Source organism: Oscillatoria sp. FACHB-1406 (genome assembly GCF_014698145.1).
Classification (GTDB): domain Bacteria; phylum Cyanobacteriota; class Cyanobacteriia; order Cyanobacteriales; family Spirulinaceae; genus FACHB-1406.
This window is the reverse complement of record NZ_JACJSM010000005.1, coordinates 177,879-196,543: the sequence shown is the minus strand read 5'-3', so window position 1 is coordinate 196,543 and position 18,665 is coordinate 177,879. Positions and strand designations below refer to the sequence as shown.

The following is an 18,665-nucleotide window of genomic DNA, read 5'->3' as shown; positions in this document are numbered from 1 at the left end:
GGGGTGAGAGAGAAATTCTAACAGTCGTTGAAGTATTTATTATTAACCATTCCCCATTCATTATTCATCTTTCAAGTAGCGCTATATTTGAGCATAATACCAATTCTCCGAGTTCGGACGACACATTATATCTAGGTTTCTTCATTTTTAATTTTTAATTTTTAATTTTTAATTGGTATAACGATAGGATAAGCCGCTATTTTAAGCCCTACTTCCGATTAACAAATCCAGCATCTAACCCGCGATCGGGATTTCGCAAGCGCACGTTCTTCGAGATTTCTTCGGGCGCGCAGGGGAGAGTCGCAGCCCAGCATTTAGGCGGATCGGCGGGGATGAAGTAATCGATATCGTTGACTTTTTCCTCGAAAACTTCCTCTCGGGGCAATTCTGGGGGAATGAATAGATTCTCGCGCAAATCGTTACGCAAAATGCCAACGATTGCTACACTAACAAGCAGCAAACCCAGCCAACGCATTCGGTCATTCAGAAAAATATTTTTGAAGTTTCGAGTCAATTTAACCGGAAATTGATGGCTAAGTTTGTCCGATACAATCGCAAGAAGCAGGGCCGGTATTGCGATAAAGTAGCCTAAACCAAAACGAATCAGCGGGGCTTGGGTCATGATATACACAATTCCCGACCCACTCAGGGCGAATAACCAAATGAAGGGGCGAATTTCGTTAAAGCGAATGGTTTTAAATAGATAAATTGCGATCGCAATGGAAAGTACGATCGCAACAATCATAACCTTATTAAAATTGGCAAGGTTCCACCACTCCTTCAATAGCCAAAACCACTGATTTTCTCCGGCGGGCGGCGGATCGAACCAGGACATCCAACCATTAATTGCAGTCCGTTCTGCCACGGTTGTCGCGATCGAAATCGACCAAGAAAAATTGAAGCACATTAAGGTCGAAGGGTAGAGCGGACACCCCGAAGTCACTAAGCCGACGAGTACCATCGGCAATAATAATACTCCCGCGATCGCGCTCCCTTTAATCGCCCGCTTGAGAGCGTTAGCTTTCCCCAACTGAGGTAAGGGTTCTGAGTCTGAATTCGCAGCGATTTTGTGGGGTTCGTCAAAAAGATAAAATAGCCAAGCAATACATAATAACGGCAACGCACTGAGCTTGATTGTCACCGCCCCCGTCGCTAAAATAAGAGGGATAGCGCGCGCGTCCGTCCGAAGATTGGCTGTAAAAAGAGAAGCGGTGTCGTAGCTCGCGATTAAAAGCATCGTCCAAGCTATCATCCCCGTTAAAATAATCACCGGAATATCGGGGGAGGGCGAGATAGAAATAGCGGACATAAAGGTGGTAAATCGCATCAAAAAAATCGCGATCGCCAGAAAAATTACACTCAACCCATCTGCGATATTTCCCTCCCCCTTAATGATGCGCGCCAAACTCGCTCCAAGCTGAAAAATTGCGAGCAATAGCACGAAACCATTGGTGACAGCGGTGACGTGCGAGCCTAAACTTTCGGGGTTGAGGGGCGCAGCGAGGGCAAACCAGGAGGAAATAAAGCCAAATTTGCTGTTAATTAAAGCTAAACCGGGTACGGCTCCATATTTCTCCATCCAGCGAATCGAACCGAAGTGATAAAGCCCCGTATCGAACCAGGTGACTTGTTTAACCATCAGCGCTGCAACTAACGCCGCGATCGCAAAATAGCCCAGCAGGAAGGCGGGAGAAAGGCGTGCTTTGAGTGCTTTGAGTTCTTCTCGTGTCGGCGCTGACAGGAGTGCAATTCCAGCCCCGCCAAACGCCACTGCACCCCCCACAAGCGGCGATAGCGGTAAGGCGAGGGATGCGCTCAATAACGCGATCGCTAGGATAATCGTACCTAACCACAGCGCCGCGATCGCGCGGAGCCTCCAACTCGTTCCTTCTGGGGCGTTTAAGGCATTCAAAACCGCCGTACCGATAACCCAGCAAATTACAGCCAGCAGCGTCCAAATTGCGATGAAATAAATCATATTGCCGTTCCCTAAAACCCTTGCAAATCTACTCAAGTCCCGGACAAAGCCAGACGAAAGTGGGTTCGCTGCCTGCTTCCTCAATCAACGGAGTTTTAATCATTCCGGAAAGCGTCAACCGATTTTAACTCAACTTTTGACGTACTGCTCCAATTTCTGCGGAAAATCTAGATTCAAAATTGCATCATTATCAATTGCAGCAGCAGCGCTAAACCCTTCAAAAAACTGTTGCGCTCGCGGCGGAAAATCCGGGAAATCAAACACGGCATCCCCAGCGGCAATATCTGCCCAAAAATAGCGCAACTGGGCTGCCACTCGTTCCGCCATTTCTGGCGGTAAGTTCAGGGGCGGGGAAGTCGCGAGTTTAAGCATTAAAGGCAAGGAGCGATCGGAAATAATTTCCCGCGAAAAATGACCGAGATTGTCGTAACCGGGAATCTGTCGGACGCGATAAGATTTGATTTTTAACTGCCGATCTTTGAATTCTAAAATACGATAGGGATGGGGATAACTGACTAAAGAACCCGTTGTAATCTCGTATAATCCCTCTTGCTCGGCAATATCTTGAACGTGCAAATGACCGCTGAACAAAAATCGCACGCCACCAGAGCGCAATACAGCGCGCAATTCGGCAGCATTTTCGATCGCGTAGCGCCGTCCCAGCGGATGTTTGGATTGATTGGGCAAGTGGTCGATCGCGTTATGGTGAACCATCACCAATACCAACTGATTAGCGCAATCTGCTAGCGTTTCTTTTAACCATATTAATTGCTCTTTGTCAATCCCTCCAGTAAAAAGTTGTTTGCCGTTTTCATCGAATTGATTGGAATTTAGACCAATTAATTCTACGCCGGGAAGCAGTTCGCAGCGGTAATAAAGTTGTTGGGGATTTTGATAGCCGAACTTGTGATAATAATAGGGAAATTCGGCAAGCGCGATCGAGCTTTTAGTTTTCTCAACTTGCAGAACGTCGTGATTGCCGGGAATCACAAAAGTGGGAAAGGGTAACTTTGCCAAACGTTGCTGCAACCATTGATGATTTTCCGGTTCTCCATCTTGAGTTAAATCGCCGGGAATCAGCAAGAAATCGAGATCGAGTTGTTCGAGGTGTTGCAGCACCCCTTCAATAACGGGAATGCTAATTTCGACGAGGTGAAAGCGCTGGGGAACGTTGCGAAAGGTATGGGGTAAGGCAAGATGGAGATCGCTCGCGATCGCGAATTTAAAATTCATTAGGCTTCAATGTTAGACATTTCATCATACGCTAAAGCGATGCTCTACCTATTTTAGTTTTCTCCAGAATCCTGCTGCTTTTCTATCGTTCGACAGCAAAAGCTGGACTATTTTCTACATCTAGAATAATTCGACTTCCCGGCGGAAGCGATTCAAGTTGAACATCAGTCATTTCGTATTGACTGCCATTAAACTTAACAACAGTCCAATAAAGACCTCGCGGTTCGTAAGAAAAAAGAGGGATTGCAAGATCGTGCCAACCGCGAGTTTTGCTTCTTAATAGAGCAACCTGAGTGCCTCTTTGCCCCCACAAATCCCCGATTAGATTGTACTCCCCTCCTTCAGCAGGTTCTAACACATGAACGGGACAACTGCGATTGCTACACCGCTCGGTTTGTGTATAAAAAACAATACTTTCTTCGAGGTTATCATCATTAAGATCGAACTGGGTAAAATGATAGGGAATGACATCAAAATAATCGTCTCTAAAGAGAAACTTTAAAGTATCTTCTAAAAACGGGCTTGGGGTTTGAGCAATAAGTTGAGAAGCAGATGAGGGACAATCGGACGCACAATGCTTATCGAAGAACTGTAGCGGATTAAAAAAAGCTCGTGCAGAATTGGCAGTTAGGAAGACAGTAGCACTAAAAGCAATGGAAAGTGAGATCGCGACTTTAAGTTTCATATTTTTAACTAGCTGACTATAAATTTGAAGTTTTTCTCAAAGGGTAGCTAAATCCATAAGACTGATGCAATTGCGTGAAGTTCCAGTAATACCAGATTGATGTAAAGCTGCATAGAATAAAAAGTAGTGCCGTGACACACCTTAAATGAGGCTTTAGAAAAACTCTCGAAACCCCGATCGAGTAATACCAATTCTCATTGATTTTGCACGATTCCCGAAGAGAGCATAACAATGTTATGCCCCGGAGAGCAAAAAATTTAGTGCATCGTAACTGAGAATTTGTATAAGCAATAGAACGAGAAACCTATCGCACAGTTTTAGCTGTGTCACGGCAGTAGGGTGCTGCCTATAACTCGATCGGCAAGTTACAATGCCGCAGAATTCCATTCCGCCGCCGCATCTGCCACCGCTTTTTCGACAGGTTTTTCCCCTAACATTGCCGCCTGCAAGTTTTCATAAATCGCCTTTTGCAGGAGGTTTAAATTCTTCATCGCTGGGACTAAAACTTCTGCATCTGTCAATTGTTCGGCACTAATTTTTATGGCTTGTTCCATTGGCGTAGCATTACTTTTTTTCGCCAATTCATCAATCAACGTTTTAACCGCTGCTTGGGTAGAAGGGAGAACATTTGCTGCTTTCGCAAAAGCCAATTGATTTTGAGTATTGGTGACAAAAAGAGCAAACTTTACCGCTTCCTCCGGTTTTTTGCTGTCGCGCGGGACGACTAAATTCATCACCGCAACGTTCTTTTTGCCCGTTTTTCCGGTAATTTGGGGGGCAGCCGCCGATACTTTGGCAATCTCCGGGGCGTTCGTCGCGATCGCGTCCATAAACTGCACTCCCGACGATAATAGCGCCGTTTCGCCCGCCTGATACAACTCAATCCCCTGACGATGCCCCTGCGTCAGCACTTCTGCGGGTAATAATCCCTGCTTGTACAGATCCGTCCAATACTTAAACGCAGCAATCCCTTCCGGTGTATTAAACGCCGCTTTCCCCTCCTTATCCACCAATTGCACCCCCATCTGCACCAGCGATTCCAACACCTCCCCCGAATCGCCCGGAACCAATGTTACAAAAAAGGCTTTTTTACCCGTCTTTTCTTTGACTTGTTTGGCAACTTGTGCTAAGTCTTCAAAAGTTTTCGGCGGTTGACTAATGCCTGCCTTTTGCAAAAGATCGCGATTGTAAATCGTTACCGTCGTCGTCAAATACCACGGCAAACCGAAACTACTGCCGTCCAAAACGCTCGCCTGCCAAATCTTCGGAAGATATTCCTGCTGCTGTTCGGGCGAGACTTTCCCCTCGAGAGGCAGCCAAGCATTGCGCGTAGCGAGTTGCGAGGCAAAATTCGGATTGAGATTGACGACATCCGGCGCAGTTTTCGCCCCTACCGCCGAGAGAATCTTACTTTCCATCGCTTCCCACGGAACATCCGTCCACCGTATCTTAGTCCCCGGATTTTGCGCCTCAAATTCTCCAATCAGGGGATTGAAATAGCTCGTAAATTTCGGCTGAAGCTGCATCGTCCAGAACTCGAGTTCTCCCGAGGCGGAGGGGGCAGAACCGGAATTGCAGCTTATTGTCAGACTGACAAATAGTCCCACGAGGGCAAACAGACACAGACGGACGAGTTTTCGCATTGCGTTTTACGATAATCGGCAAATTCTCTATTATCCATTATTCCCTGTTCGTTGCATCGGGAGAGGGGTGACGGGGGGATGGTGAATTATGAATTATGAATGGTGAGTGGTGAATAATGAGGGGAGATGGGGTGACGGGGTGATGGGGTGACGGCGCTTCGACTTCGCTCAGCTTAACAGGGGACGGGGTGAGGAATTACGAACTACGAATTACGAATTACGAATTAGGTTATATTCCTCTAGTGGTAAAAAAATCGGCTCCCTCGTGTTATTGTGAAGTATTCTCGGCACGAGCGGCCCCAGACCCCCAAAGTAAAGAAAACGAGACGATGAAAAACACTTGAGGTATATTTAAGGTCAAATAGTCTCCCAGGACTGCCGAAACGACATCCTGCCGTTTTTCCCGTTGACTCGGGTTGCCTGCCTCTATGAAGAAAGCACTCAAGCTACCGCCATTTCCCAAAACTCTTCCCCGTTTATTTACCAAAAAAGGTAAAGGACTCGGCATTGAAATCGCGCCGGAACGTATTAATATTGCCCAACTGCGCCAGCAAGGGCAAAGTTATAAACTTTCGACCTACATTAGCGAACCCGTCCCCGAAGGAATTTTTGAAGAAGGTCAAATCGTTGATTCTCCGGCGTTAGCCGAACTGATTCAAGAAACCCTCGCCAAACATAGTATCAAGGTAACTAAAGTCGCGACGGCAGTTCCGATGCGCGATGCCATCATTCGCATTATCCCCGTTCCTGCCGAACTGAGTCCGGACGAGTTGCGAGAGATGGTTCTCAACCACGAAGCCGGACTTTATCTTCCTTACCCGCGCGAAGAAGTCGATCTCGACTATCAGCAATTAGGCTTCTTTCAAGATGAAGACGGCATCGAAAAAACGCAAGTGCTACTCGTGGCAACCCGCAAAGAAGTCACGGACGCATACTTAGAAACCTTTCAGCAAGCGAACCTCGAAGTTGACGTTCTCGAGATTAACAGCTTCGCGCTGATTCGCACAATTCGAGAGCAACTGCGACAGTTCGGCTCTCAAGAAGCCGCAGTCCTCGTCGATATCGAGTTTGAGAGTACCGAAATTGCTATCATTGTCGATGGAGTTCCGCAATTTTCGCGAACCGTTCCCATCGGCACTTTTCAGTTGCAAAGCGCCCTCTCGCGAGCGATGAACCTGCCAACTCAGCGGGATACGGAAATGCTGCAAGGGATGACTATCCCAAACACCCCCTCAGAAGGGATTCGGACGGGGGCAACGGGTATTAATCCCGGTATGGCAGCACTATTGCGAGTGTTAGGGGAACTCGCCGACGAGTTACGGCGCTCGATCGATTTTTATCTCAATCAAAGCAGCGAGTTAGAAGTCGCTCAACTGTACCTGGCAGGACCCGGAGGAGGAATCGGTCAACTGGACGAATTTTTCACCAGCCGATTGAGCTTGCCCACGACCGCGATCGATCCGGTGACGACGTTATCCTTAGATGTGGGCGAAGAAATTTCAACGGTGATGAGGCCGGGATTAGGGGTTGTTATTGGTTTAGGACTGCGGGAGCTATAAGAGCTATGTACAGTATTGAGATTAACTTTCTCAAGGATCGCGTCGCTATCCCGACTAAGGGGGGCGGAAGAGGCAAGAGACCTCTGCCCAAACAAGCCTTAGTGCCATTGTATGTAGGGCTATCGATCGGCCTGCTGTTTCCTGCCATCGCCTTGGGATTATGGGGGTACGTGCAATGGCGCACCGAGCAAGTGCAAGCAGAAATCGATGCGAGAAATGTCGAACTGGCTCAACTCAAAGAGAAACAGAAGCAAATCGACAGTTTGAAAGCAGAAATTGAAGTCGCTCGCAGCCAAGTGAATGGTTTAGCGAGCATCTTCGGGCGGATTAAGTCATGGTCGGCGATTCTCCAGGATATCCGCGATCGCGTTCCCGATCGCGTCAAAGTTGCCTCGATTAAACAAGTTGAGGTTCAGCCCGCCGCCGCACCCTCTCCCTCGCCGTCGCCCTCGCCGGGAGCAGCAGCTACTCCACCCGCCGCCGCTACCCCCGCCCCCATTGCTTTAACGATTTCCGGATTCGCCGATACTTACGCGCCCGTCAACGACTTCCTGCTGACGCTGAAAAAATCGCCCTTGCTCGAAGCCAAAGAAACGCGACTGGTAAGCGCCCAACTGACGAACTTTCCCGGAACCGTCCAGCAAACGGGCAAAACACAAGTTCAAGTCGAACTTCCTCAAGTCGTTCAATACCAAATTCAAACTCAACTGACGAATCTCCCCGATCCCGATTTGTTGCGCGTGCTAGAACGTAAAGGCGCACTTGGATTGTCAACGCGCTTGCGAGCGGCGGAGGGAGCAAACGCAGCGGCACCGGCAGCGAAAAGTCCGAACGTAGCGCCAACACCAGCAGCAACACCTAAATAATCTCGATTGGGAGGAGAAACTCGAACCATGACATTTGCCGATGATTTTGCCTTAGAAGGCGGATTAGCCGAAGCACCCGAATATCCAACGATTTTTGGCGTTAGTATTAGCCCGACTGTCGGCGGAGTCCTCTTAGCATTGGCGGGTTTGGCGGGGGGAGCCGCGATTGGTTGGTATATGGTCAAACCCGCTTGGGAAAATTTACAGGCAAAGGAAACCGAACTGGAGAACGTTCAAAGTCAAATCGAACGCTTGCGCAGCGCCCAACAAGAGATTAGTCGATTAGTCGCCGAACAACAGCAGCTTGAGGTGCAAAAGCAGGAAATTCTCAGCCTTTTTGCCGCTCAGGATAAGGAAGATACTTATTTGTATGACTTCGCGCGTCAAATTGAAGCTCGACGCGGGGTTTTGGTGAAATTTATTCCAGCCGCCGCCGAGCAAGGGAAACCGGCAGATTCCGAGATCGTTCAAGATGGCTCTTGGGGAGATGCAGCTAACGGACTGCTTCAAACTCGCAAGTACGATGTAGCGATGGAGGGAACCTTCGACCAAACCCAATCTATCATTCGCAGTATTGAAGCCCTACAACTACTCTCTGCGGTGAAGAACTTTAGCTCTCAAGTTAAAGAAGAGCAAGTTCTCCTCTACGATCCGGCTAAAACCGCTTTTATTCCCCTCGATAAACCCAAATTAGCAACGACATTTACCTTAGAAACTTTAGTGCCGCGATCGGCTAAAGAACTCGAAGAGGCGGCTAAAGCAAAACAAGGGGCTAAAGCTGCACCGGCGGCAGGAGGCGCGCAACCTTCTCCGGCGAAGTAAGGGATTCGATGCGGCATCAGATTCCTGTCGGAATTTGTCGATTTGTTAACTTCCCTTTGAGCGGTAAATCTGTTGATTTTGTTCTCGGTGCATCTGGCAGACGCGCGTTTTTTACCCCCAATCATTCTGGCGAATTTCGTGATATATTGAACCAGCAGTCTAGCATCGGTAGGATTTCTCCGGACTCCCCAATAATTAACCGCACCGCGCGTTTTTAATAAGCTGGGGAATGAGCGCTAAATCCTGCCACTCTTAAAAAAAATAAGGAGTGTGCCGTGTCAAAAAAATTAAACGCTACGCACGGCTGGAGCGTAGAAAATTCAGGCTTTTAAAGACACGAGCCAAGATTAGCCCATAAACAACCCATAAAGTAAGCAGCGTATTAGGTCGGTAGAGGAGTTGCACCGTGAAAGTATATCGAAATCAGCTTGGAATCTTAATGGTTGCTCCGATCTTAGTGGCGGCAATCAATCCCGCACAGGCAGCAAATTCCCTTCAGATTTCAGATGTTAGAGTCGAATCCACCGAGAGCGGTCTTGAGGTGGGTTTGCAGTTAGAAGGTGAAGCAGGCGAAATTGCGTCGCAGATTCAGACCGAGCAGCGAGATAATGTTTTAATTGCGGAAATTCCCAAGGCGGCTTTAAGCTTGCCGGAAGAAGGGTTTCATCGGGAAAATCCCGCGCCCGGAATCGCTGAAATTGCCCTCACGCCGAGCAGTGAAGGCAACCTCCAGCTTACAGTGACAGGCGAAGAGAACGCGCCCGTTAGCAAAGAAATTCGACAAGAAGGCGAAAAACTCATTGTAGCGATCGCTCCTCCTGTAGAAGAAGCCGAGGCAAAGGCATCCGAACATTCCGAAAGCGCCGCAGCTTCAGAAAGCACCGCACAGACGAGAAAAACGGAACTCAGCAATCCCCTTCAACTCGCTCAAGTCCAACTTGCCCCGGTTCCCGGCAATCCCGCCCAACAAGTCCCGACCTTCAACAATCAAGGCGCAGTCCAGCCCGTTCCCGTCGCTCAACCCTACGTCATCCCCTCCCAAGACCCTAACGTCCTCGTTCCCAATCCCGGAATTACCATCAACGGCAGTCCGGTTTCTCAAACCCCACCGCCGGGAGTCTACGTTCCCCAAACCCAATTCAACCTCGACGGGACGCTCGCCGCACCCGCTCAACCGCTACAACCCACGGCTCCCGCTCCCGCCTTCTTACCCAGAGCGGTTCCGCCCCCAGTCGGCGATATCGGCGTATCGACGGTTAATACCGCTCCCACCATTCTCGATTTGGGAACGGCGCTCAAAGTCGATAGTTTAGTGTTGAAAGATGCCCCGGTGCGAGAAGTGTTAGGCTTCCTCGCGCGCTCTGCTGGGTTAAACCTCGTTTACGTCGAGGGAGGCGGCGGCGGTCAAGCAGGCGGAGACGCAGCCGCTCAACTCTCGCGCAATATCTCCTTGGACTTAGAAAATGCTTCCGTGCAGGATGCGTTTAACTACGTCTTGCAACTATCCGGCCTGCAAGCTCAGCGCAACGGCACGACGATTATGGTGGGGGCAGCCCTGCCGATTGAAACGCGAAATCTCATCGCCCGCAGCTTGCGCCTCAACCAAGTTAAAGCCGGGGATGCTGCGACTTTCTTGGCGACACAGGGAGCCTCGGTACAAATTCTCAACCAGCAGGAAACAACCATTGTTGACCCTGAAACCGGACGGGTTGTAAGGACGGAACGCGCCCCCGCCCAAATTCTGACGGTCAGTGCCAACAGCGGCGGCGGGCAGGGTGGTGCAACTGGGCCGCTTTTACTCAGAGGTTTATCGGTTTCCACTGATAACCGGCTGAATATTCTGACGATGGTGGGCGAGCCGCGCTTGTTAGAGATTGCCACCTCTTTCCTGACGCAACTCGATGCCCGCGCCCGTCAAGTCGCGTTAAATGTCAAGATTGTCGATGTTAACCTGCTCGGACAGGATGCGATTAACAGCAGTTTCTCGTTTAATATCGGTTCGGGTTTCGTGTCGGTAGACCAGGGTGCGATGTTCTATAGTTATGGACCGTTTAATCCCCCCAATTTGACGCAGACTCGCTCTAGTTTGACGAGTATTCCGACAATTGCAAACCCCTTCGCAGGTGGGAATAGCTTCTTGGATTTGAACAACACCACAGCAATTCCAGGAACGGATCCGGGAACGGTCGTGATTAATACCATCACGGGTACATTAAGTCGAATTGCCGCTCCTGGGGCATTGGATTTCTTTAACCGCGTTGCTGGGTTATCAACCGACCCATTTACTACAGGGATTACCGATGTAACCCTTGCCAGGGATAACGTAATTACAATTAACCCCGGAACGCCACCGACGACTAGCGTTACTCAGGGAACATTAGGAACGGCTACAGCAGCCCTGCCGTCGTTTTTCCAATTCCCCCGACGCTTCCTCGCGAACCTGCAAGCTTCAATTCAGAGCAACAATGCCAAAATCCTAAGCGATCCGACGTTGGTGGTACAGGAGGGGCAAGAAGCAACAGTGAAATTGGTACAGAGGGTCGTTACAGGTTTGAGAAGTGTGACACAGACAAATAATCTCAATCCAGAGCGCACTGTAGAACCCACGTTTGACGATGCCGGATTGAGCTTAACGATTAAAGTAGACCGCATCGACGATAACGGTTTTGTGACGCTCTCAGTAGCACCGAGAGTTGCTTCCATTGGGGCAACTCAACAATTGAATTTAGGCATAGATAGTAGTAACATCATCTCTCTTCTTAATGTCCGGGAAGTCAGTTCTGGCTTGTTGCGTTTGCGGGACGCTCAAACGTTGATTTTGGCTGGGATTATCCAGGATTCGGAACGGACAACAATTAGTAAGGTGCCGATTTTGGGCGATATTCCGATTTTGGGTTCATTATTCAGACAATCGCAAACCAATAACGAACGGCGAGAAGTGATTGTGCTGCTGACTCCGCAAATTCTGGACGATAGCGATCGCTTCGGCGGGTTCGGCTACAATTACAGTCCCGGACGCGCAACCCAAGATGCCTTACAGCGCACGGGCGTTCAAGTTCCCGGCGGACGCTAATGGATCGCGCACCCACAGGAATCCGCGAAGCGGATCGTCAATTGTTTCAAGCGGCTCGAAATGGCGATTTAGAAGGCGTTCGAGCCGCCTTAGCGCAGGGTGCAAATGTTAACGCACGCGATCCGCAAAGCGGATCCCTTCGGGCGCGCGACGGCACAACCGCGTTAATGCGGGCTGCAAGTGCTGGAAATTTAGAGATCGTGCAACTGTTGATTGAAGCGGGGGCAGAAGTTGATGCGAAAAGCGATCGCTACGGGGCAACAGCCTTAATGTTAGCCGCCGCAGCCAATCGCGCTGAGGTTGTCGAAGCCTTAATTAACGCCGGGGCAGAGGTGAACGCCACCAACGAAGACGGTACTCCCGCCCTCGCTATTGCCGCTTACAAGGGCTATCTCCTCATCGTCAAACGGCTTCTGAGCGCTGGTGCTAAGGCAAATATTTGCGATAAGGATGGCGATACACCCCTAAAATTAGCGCTGCGATCGGGGCAGATTGAAGTTGTCCCGGCGCTCCTCACCGCAGACATCGATACCGAGACGCTCCAAGATGCGTTAGATGCTGCTATTAATACCGGACAGGGCGAAAGCGTTCGAGTGTTGTTAGCTCGCGGCGTTGATGTAAATGCTCCCCTCACCGATGATTCCTTACCCCTGATCGCCGCCATTAACGCAGGACATCCCGCCATTGTCGAGCAACTCTTACAAGCGGGAGCAGATGTCAACTTGCGCGATGCGGAGGGAGAAACGCCTCTCGCCCTCGCTGCTGCCAACGGTAATAGCGCGATCGCGCAGTTATTGCTGCAAGCCGGAGCCGATGTCAACGCCAGCGACGAAGATGGGGAAACCGCCCTGCATTTTGCTGCCATTGAAGGGCATCTCGAAGTCGTTCGCGCGCTGTTGGAGGCGGGCGCGGAAGCAGACTGCCCGAATGGGGAGGGAGACACGCCTTTGATGCTTGCTGCCGTTCAAGGCGATCGCGCGATCGCTCACCTCATATCACAAAATAGTAAAAATGTCAACCAAAATAATCAAGGCGAAACGCCTTTAACGCTAGTTTTTGCACAAGGATGGGTGGATATTGCAGAGATACTCCTGAAAGCTGGGGCGGAAGTCAATATTCGCCGAGATCGCGGTAAAACCTTGCTGATGATTGCGAGCGATCGCGGCGACACCGAAATGATGCGAGTGTTAATCGAAGCGGGTGCAGACCTCAATATTCAGGACGAGACGGGCGCAACCGCGTTAATGTGGGCGAGTCATCGGGGCTATATCGAGGCAGTAGAATTGCTGCTTGCTACCCACCGAGTTAAACTCGACACCCAAAATAATGGGGGCTATACCGCCCTCGGACTCGCACAGTTCAACAATTACCCCGAAACCGTCGAGCGGCTCGAAAGAGCAAGTCGCGAAAGCTAAACTAGGGTAAGAGTGAATAATGGATAATGAATAATGAATAATGAATGAATGGCACTGACTTAAGGCGGGTGGGCGCTGTCCACTTTCCGAAATGTCACTGCTTTGGGCGATTTCTCAACTCTTATTTCAGTGCCATTCAATCGTGAATAATGGAATTGCATCGTCGTTAAGGACAAGGCTCTCGATACAGTCTAATTAGCTAGTCCCCTTTCAGCTTATCCAAGGAGTGAAAACCGTGAAATTCCTAATTGATAACCGTCTTGCTGCTTTCCTCTGTGTTTTGAGCTTAGCCGCAACTGCGACAGCGTGCGGAGGAAAGAATGATAATCAACCCGTTGCCACGACGAGTCCCACTGGAGAAACCCCTTCCGCTACGCCTTCTCCCACAACTTCCCCGACCAGCAAGCCCACCCCAGCAGTCCCCAAGTCGGAAACGACTAAAAAAGTCGAAGACTTTATTAAAACATCCGTCCCCACCACTTTGAAAGGGGTTGAAGCTACCGCTGTTGATTGTCCCCCTGATGTAAAGATCGAAGCGGGTAAGAAGTTTGATTGCGAGGTGACAATTCCTCAAGGCAAATTCAAAGCAGCGGTAGAAATGAAAGATGATAAAGGAACTATTACTTGGAACAGTAAAAATGTTCTTAATGTAGCTTCCCTCGAACAAACCATTAAAGATGAAGTGAAGAAGCAAAAGCAACTCGATATTACAATTGACTGCGGTAGCAGCAAATCGCCCGTGCGTTTCTTTGAAAAAGTTGGTGAAACTTTTACTTGTCCGGCTACCACTGCCGACGGTAAAAAAGGAGCCGCTCAGATAACGATTAAAGACGAAACCGGGCAGGTTTCTTGGAAGATTTAACCGTTATTTTGGGTTGAATTGGTAAGGAAAGCGCGTCAGCAAGCGTAATATCGGGACAAACAACTACGCTCATCATTCAACCTTTAAAATTCTTAAGCGCGGGACTTGCGTTTGAGAGTCCGAGCAATCCCCCCTGCGCCGATAATCGCTAAACTCGCGATCGACATCGGTTCGGGAACGGGTACGGCCTGCTTGCGATTGGCGGCAATAAATGTTCGATTCGCTTCTTCTGGCGACTGTCCATAAGCTTGGTCGTAGGTTACGCTTTTTAACTCCCCAGCTTTCAGCAACATCTTGAAAGCGCCGACGTGAGAGCCGAAATCTGCAAAAATACCATTACCATCAAGAGGCGCGCCGAAGAAATTATTCAAGCTTGCACCATTCCCGATCGCGATTCCCGTCGTTTGCCCGATAATGGCCTCCGGCGAAATCGAACCGATCGCGACCGTTAAACCGCCTAACTCCGTCGCACGAGCCACGCGAGCCACCCCTGCATCGGTTGAGAGATTGTAGGTATCGTTATAGGTTTCAAACCCATTACCGCGATCGACACCCTGGTCGGGATCGAAGGTATCGAAGTAGCGCAGGGCAACATCATCGCCGCGATTGACAAATTTTGTCTCCACCCGCAAGACATTTAAGCCGGAAATGAGGGAATAAGTGCGCGTAAAATCGACGTTAGCATTGCCGCCTCGATAAGTTCCGGTGACGATGACAGATTTCGGGCGATTGCTGACGGTTACGGGTTGTTGCGTCCAACCGGTGGTGGAGTTGAGCCAGAAGGTGCTAGTATCGGTTCCATTTTGGAATCCATAGTCAGAAATGGGCATTCCGGGGTTGAAGAAGTCGCTATTGCCGAAAGAGACGCGGGCAATTGCGCCGTTGTCTTCGCGAATGTCAATGGTTAATGCACCGTTGGTGAGGGTTGCAGCGGGCGCGGCGGGATTCAATCCGAAACAAAGCGTGCTGGTGAGTAAAAAACCGATCGCTTGCCAAGAGACTTTGGCTTGGGGTTCGAGTGCAGTTGAAATAGGCATCGATCTTGATTTCTCGAAAGTTTTCGTAAAGGAGGGATTTTTGGCGATAAGCAAGCGCCGTCTGGGAGTTCCTGTCGGCTAGGAATTCCGAGGTGCTGTGGAGGAAGTTTGGTTAAAGCTTCGGGAAACGCGCGATCGCCTGCAATTAGTAGCCTGATTCCTTTCCAATCCTGCACTCTGGTCTTGAAACCATCAAAACAGATGACTGATGCGGATGTCATCGGTTAGGGCGCGTCTTTATGCAATTTTTACGCAATATTACCGTCTGTGTAAATCTTCGATAAATAACGCGATCGCGAGCTTTGCGAGAGCTTTATCCCGTGCCGCGATCGCGTAAAAATTAGATGAATCTTCCGGAGCAAAATTAGTCGGAACTTTATGCAGACTTGCGTTTTGCAAAGATTCGATTAACCCTAACGCTGCTAAGGACGTTAGGATTGCGGAGCAGCGGCGTAACCGAAAAACACCGCTACTGAAGTTGTTCTATCGTCTGCACCCCAAACTATACGGTTTCGGGGTCAATCCCTAGTGCTTGGAGGCGCTCTCGCAAACGCGCATTCTCATCCTCCGCTAGTTCGGCGCGTTGACGCTCGGTTTCGGCGCGCTGGCGTTCGGTTTCGGCACGCTGGCGTTCTGCTCGGGCCAGTTCTCCCCCCGACAGCAACAAATTCCCTTCACTATCCCACCAACGCAACCAAGGAAGTTCGACATTTTTGTACTGTCCCACCCAAAGGCCGAGTTCGACTCCTAAAGGCGTAATTTCGTAGCGATCGCGATCGTTAGCAGCCAGCAGCCGATAGCGCCCATCCACCAAATGATACACCTCAACGCTCGCCCTTTCGACCTCATAAATGCCGTAAAACGGAACGCGAATGGCTTGTTCGTAAACCCAAAACTTGCCTTGATAAGGCGTAGTATCCCGCTCCTCACTGCCGTCGCCAGAGACAAATTCAAGGACAATTAGCGGAGAAACTATCTCTTGCCACATCACATAAGAACGTCGAAGCCGTCCGTTTAACATTGGCGGAACTCGAGGCACGTAAAACCAATCCGGCGCTTCTGCCCCTCGCTCCGGCGGTTCCGTCAAACGCCAATAAATACCGCAATCCTGCCCGATACAATACTGCCCGTCGGGATGCAACTGTTGCAAAATTGGCTCGATGGATTCAGTGAGAAGAATGCTTTGGGGATGCTCTTGAAAGTTCTTCACAAACGTACCGTCGGATTCCGGAAGTTGCGTATGGTCGGGTAAGGTTTTCGGCAATTCAGTTGCGAGATTCATGGCATTTTAAATATCTTTATGCGTAAAAGATTTTGCCTTCGAGCCGGAGTAAGTTGCGGCAATATGACCGTTACCGACGAGCTTATATTTATAGGTTACTAATCCTTCTAAACCCACTGGCCCTCTAGGCGGCATTTGTTGGGTACTGATGCCAACTTCTGCCCCAAAACCGTAACGAAATCCATCGGCAAAACGAGTCGAACAGTTGTGATAAACGCCTGCTGCATCGACTCGATTTAAAAACATTTCTGCGGCGGTAGAATTCTCGGTCATAATCGCGTCGGTATGTTTAGAACCGTAAGTATTGATATGCGCGATCGCGTCTTCAATTGAATCGACAATTTTAACCGCTAAAACTAAATCACTATACTCGGTTGACCAGTCTTCTTCCGTTGCCGGTTCTACCGCCAAAATTTCTCGCGTTCTCGCGTCGCCGCGCAGTTCGACGGCTGGCACGGCAGCGGCGAGTTGGGGGAGAAATTCTGCGGCAAGATCGCGATGAACTAAGAGCGTTTCGATCGCGTTGCAAGCGGCAGGATATTGCGTTTTTGCATCAATTGTCACCTTGACAGATTGCTCTAAATCTGCATCTTTATCGATGTAGAGATGGCAAATCCCATCCGCGTGTCCGAGGACGGGAATGCGCGTATTTTCTTGGACGTAGCGCACGAAGCTATTAGAACCGCGCGGAATAATTAGGTTTACATATTCGTCGAGTTCTAAAAGAGCGCGAATTTCCGATCGCGTCGTCAGCAATTGCACGACTTCGGGGCTAACGGCAGTGGTGGCTAAAGCCGAGCGAATAATCTCCGTTAGCGTCTGACAGGAACGAGTCGCTTCTTTTCCCCCTTTCAAAATTGCCCCATTGCCGGATTTAATCGCAAGGCTGGTAATTTGAATTAAGGCTTCGGGGCGCGCTTCAAAAATAATCCCTAAAACGCCTAAAGGACAAGTGACGCGCTTGAGAACTAAACCGTCATCTAATTCCCGATGAATTTGTAGCGAACCGATCGGATCGGGAAGTTTTGCGACATCTAGTACGCCCGCGATCGCGGCTTGTAATTTCGACTCTCCTAACTTCAGGCGCGCCAATAAAGCGGGAGAAATCCCTTCAGCTTCCGCCGCGCGACAGTCGGCTTCATTCGCCGCTAAAATCTCGGCGCTTGAGGCTTCTAGGGCGCGCGCGATCGCTTCTAGAGCGCGATTTCTTTCCGCTTCGCTAAGAACGGCGAGGTGTTGTGCGGCTTGGCGAGTTTGACGCGCAATTTCAGTTGGGGTAGAAATATTAACTTCAGAAGCAATCATGTCGGCAAAAAAGGAATTAAATCAATGCAAAAAAATAATGCTAACTCAAAGCGACAATTCCGAATTTAAACAGCAACAGTAGCGCGAATCGTGCTGACAAAATTGGCAAGCATTTGCAGTCCGGCGGTGGAAGATTTTTCGGGGTGAAATTGCACCGCAGTAATATTATCGCGCGCGATCGCGGCTGTAACTTCTTGAGTGCCGTGAGTAACAGTCGCCGCGCGCACCGAGGTATCAACGGGATCGACGTAATAGGAATGGACGAAATAAACGAAGGGAGATTCGCCGAGGTTTTGCCAAAGGGAAAGATGGGGCTGCGTGAAGTGAAGTTGATTCCAACCCATGTGGGGAATGGTTAAATCGGGTTCGGAACGAAAACGGCGCACGACTCCCGGAATAATGCCGAGTCCGGGTTCTGTGCCTTCTTCCGAACCCTCAAACAGAATTTGTAAACCCAAACAAATGCCGAGGAAAGGTTTGCCCGAGGCGATCGCATCTTGAATTGGGGAAACGAGATCGCGCGATCGCAAGTGTTGAACGGCAGGATCGAAAGCGCCGACTCCCGGCAAAACCACAGCATCAGCGATCGCAATTTCCCGCGCCGAATCGACAACCTTTGGCGTTGCACCCGCTTTTTCCAATCCCTTGCAAGCCGAGTGCAAATTGCCCATATCGTAATCTATTACTGCAATAACAGCCATCCTTACCTCCCGTTACTAGCGCAAACCTTCCTATACTGTAGTACAGGAGGGCGGAAGTTGAAATACTGGAGTAAGAGCATTTTGCCATCGAGCGAGCATTCGTGATTGATTGCATCAACGAGAATGACAAATTCATATCTAGTCTAATCTTTAGCGGAGCGCTTGAGGAACGCGATCGCTCTGTCGAAAGTACGAAAGTATCAG

Annotated in this window: 15 protein-coding genes; 6 read left to right on the top strand and 9 right to left on the bottom strand. The window is 49.6% G+C overall.

Annotation, left to right across the window (positions count from 1 at the left end):
* Positions 1-208: 208 nt before the first annotated feature.
* From H6G50_RS07860 to H6G50_RS07845, 4 genes are all read right to left on the bottom strand, one after another.
* Positions 209-1,978 (bottom strand): hypothetical protein, encoded by a 1,770-nt coding sequence (locus tag H6G50_RS07860; RefSeq protein WP_190714937.1) that lies wholly within the window; start codon positions 1,976-1,978, stop codon positions 209-211.
* 129 nt (positions 1,979-2,107) lie between these two features.
* The gene (locus H6G50_RS07855) at positions 2,108-3,211 is read right to left on the bottom strand and encodes a metallophosphoesterase (RefSeq protein WP_190714935.1); all 1,104 of its coding nucleotides are present in this window, start codon (positions 3,209-3,211) and stop codon (positions 2,108-2,110) included.
* A gap of 82 nt (positions 3,212-3,293) precedes the next feature.
* The gene (locus H6G50_RS07850; protein WP_190714933.1) at positions 3,294-3,896 is read right to left on the bottom strand and encodes a hypothetical protein; all 603 of its coding nucleotides are present in this window, start codon (positions 3,894-3,896) and stop codon (positions 3,294-3,296) included.
* Between the two features lie 365 nt (positions 3,897-4,261).
* Positions 4,262-5,539: a sugar ABC transporter substrate-binding protein gene (locus H6G50_RS07845; protein ID WP_190714931.1), complete on the bottom strand. Its 1,278-nt coding sequence runs from the start codon at positions 5,537-5,539 to the stop codon at positions 4,262-4,264.
* Positions 5,540-5,967: 428 nt separating this feature from the next.
* Between H6G50_RS07845 and H6G50_RS07840 the strand changes: the two genes are divergently transcribed.
* The 6 genes from H6G50_RS07840 (at position 5,968) to H6G50_RS07815 (ending at position 14,136) form a co-directional block, all read left to right on the top strand.
* A complete protein-coding gene (locus H6G50_RS07840) occupies positions 5,968-7,098 on the top strand; it encodes a type IV pilus biogenesis protein PilM (protein ID WP_190714929.1) in 1,131 nt (376 codons plus the stop codon).
* A 5-nt stretch (positions 7,099-7,103) separates the two neighbouring features.
* The gene (locus H6G50_RS07835) at positions 7,104-7,964 is read left to right on the top strand and encodes a PilN domain-containing protein (protein WP_190714927.1); all 861 of its coding nucleotides are present in this window, start codon (positions 7,104-7,106) and stop codon (positions 7,962-7,964) included.
* A 27-nt stretch (positions 7,965-7,991) separates the two neighbouring features.
* Entirely contained in the window at positions 7,992-8,786 is a 795-nt protein-coding gene (locus tag H6G50_RS07830; RefSeq protein WP_190714925.1) for a hypothetical protein, read from the top strand.
* Between the two features lie 439 nt (positions 8,787-9,225).
* Positions 9,226-11,859: a type IV pilus secretin family protein gene (locus tag H6G50_RS07825; protein ID WP_190714923.1), complete on the top strand. Its 2,634-nt coding sequence runs from the start codon at positions 9,226-9,228 to the stop codon at positions 11,857-11,859.
* Positions 11,859-13,274, top strand: a complete 1,416-nt coding sequence (locus H6G50_RS07820) for an ankyrin repeat domain-containing protein (RefSeq protein ID WP_190714921.1) — start codon at positions 11,859-11,861, stop codon at positions 13,272-13,274. The genes H6G50_RS07825 and H6G50_RS07820 overlap by 1 nt, the downstream gene beginning before the upstream one ends.
* A 235-nt stretch (positions 13,275-13,509) precedes the next feature.
* Entirely contained in the window at positions 13,510-14,136 is a 627-nt protein-coding gene (locus H6G50_RS07815; RefSeq protein WP_190714919.1) for a DUF4333 domain-containing protein, read from the top strand.
* Positions 14,137-14,228: 92 nt separating this feature from the next.
* Here H6G50_RS07815 and H6G50_RS07810 read toward each other — a convergent pair whose 3' ends face one another.
* From H6G50_RS07810 to hisH, 5 genes are all read right to left on the bottom strand, one after another.
* Positions 14,229-15,173 carry a hypothetical protein gene (locus tag H6G50_RS07810; RefSeq protein WP_190714917.1) on the bottom strand — a complete coding sequence of 315 codons (945 nt, stop codon included), beginning with the start codon at positions 15,171-15,173 and terminating at the stop codon, positions 14,229-14,231.
* A gap of 258 nt (positions 15,174-15,431) precedes the next feature.
* Positions 15,432-15,572, bottom strand: coding sequence for a hypothetical protein (locus tag H6G50_RS07805; protein WP_190714915.1), 141 nt, complete (start codon positions 15,570-15,572; stop codon positions 15,432-15,434).
* A gap of 103 nt (positions 15,573-15,675) precedes the next feature.
* Positions 15,676-16,455 carry a Uma2 family endonuclease gene (locus H6G50_RS07800; RefSeq protein WP_190714913.1) on the bottom strand — a complete coding sequence of 260 codons (780 nt, stop codon included), beginning with the start codon at positions 16,453-16,455 and terminating at the stop codon, positions 15,676-15,678.
* A 6-nt stretch (positions 16,456-16,461) separates the two neighbouring features.
* Complete coding sequence (proA, locus tag H6G50_RS07795) at positions 16,462-17,760, bottom strand: glutamate-5-semialdehyde dehydrogenase (RefSeq protein ID WP_190714911.1); 1,299 nt, start codon at positions 17,758-17,760, stop codon at positions 16,462-16,464.
* Between the two features lie 65 nt (positions 17,761-17,825).
* On the bottom strand, positions 17,826-18,461 hold the full coding sequence (gene hisH / locus H6G50_RS07790) for an imidazole glycerol phosphate synthase subunit HisH (protein WP_190714909.1): 636 nt from the start codon (positions 18,459-18,461) through the stop codon (positions 17,826-17,828).
* Positions 18,462-18,665 lie beyond the last annotated feature (204 nt).

Bases quoted from the DNA above. Each gene is read 5' to 3' on its own strand.
- H6G50_RS07860 (WP_190714937.1), bottom strand. From the start codon at position 1,978: ATGATTTATTTCATCGCAATTTGGACGCTGCTGGCTGTAATTTGCTGG.
- H6G50_RS07855 (WP_190714935.1), bottom strand. From the start codon at position 3,211: ATGAATTTTAAATTCGCGATCGCGAGCGATCTCCATCTTGCCTTACCC.
- H6G50_RS07850 (WP_190714933.1), bottom strand. From the start codon at position 3,896: ATGAAACTTAAAGTCGCGATCTCACTTTCCATTGCTTTTAGTGCTACT.
- H6G50_RS07845 (WP_190714931.1), bottom strand. From the start codon at position 5,539: ATGCGAAAACTCGTCCGTCTGTGTCTGTTTGCCCTCGTGGGACTATTT.
- H6G50_RS07840 (WP_190714929.1), top strand. From the start codon at position 5,968: ATGAAGAAAGCACTCAAGCTACCGCCATTTCCCAAAACTCTTCCCCGT.
- H6G50_RS07835 (WP_190714927.1), top strand. From the start codon at position 7,104: ATGTACAGTATTGAGATTAACTTTCTCAAGGATCGCGTCGCTATCCCG.
- H6G50_RS07830 (WP_190714925.1), top strand. From the start codon at position 7,992: ATGACATTTGCCGATGATTTTGCCTTAGAAGGCGGATTAGCCGAAGCA.
- H6G50_RS07825 (WP_190714923.1), top strand. From the start codon at position 9,226: ATGGTTGCTCCGATCTTAGTGGCGGCAATCAATCCCGCACAGGCAGCA.
- H6G50_RS07820 (WP_190714921.1), top strand. From the start codon at position 11,859: ATGGATCGCGCACCCACAGGAATCCGCGAAGCGGATCGTCAATTGTTT.
- H6G50_RS07810 (WP_190714917.1), bottom strand. From the start codon at position 15,173: ATGCCTATTTCAACTGCACTCGAACCCCAAGCCAAAGTCTCTTGGCAA.
- H6G50_RS07800 (WP_190714913.1), bottom strand. From the start codon at position 16,455: ATGAATCTCGCAACTGAATTGCCGAAAACCTTACCCGACCATACGCAA.
- proA (WP_190714911.1), bottom strand. From the start codon at position 17,760: ATGATTGCTTCTGAAGTTAATATTTCTACCCCAACTGAAATTGCGCGT.
- hisH (WP_190714909.1), bottom strand. From the start codon at position 18,461: ATGGCTGTTATTGCAGTAATAGATTACGATATGGGCAATTTGCACTCG.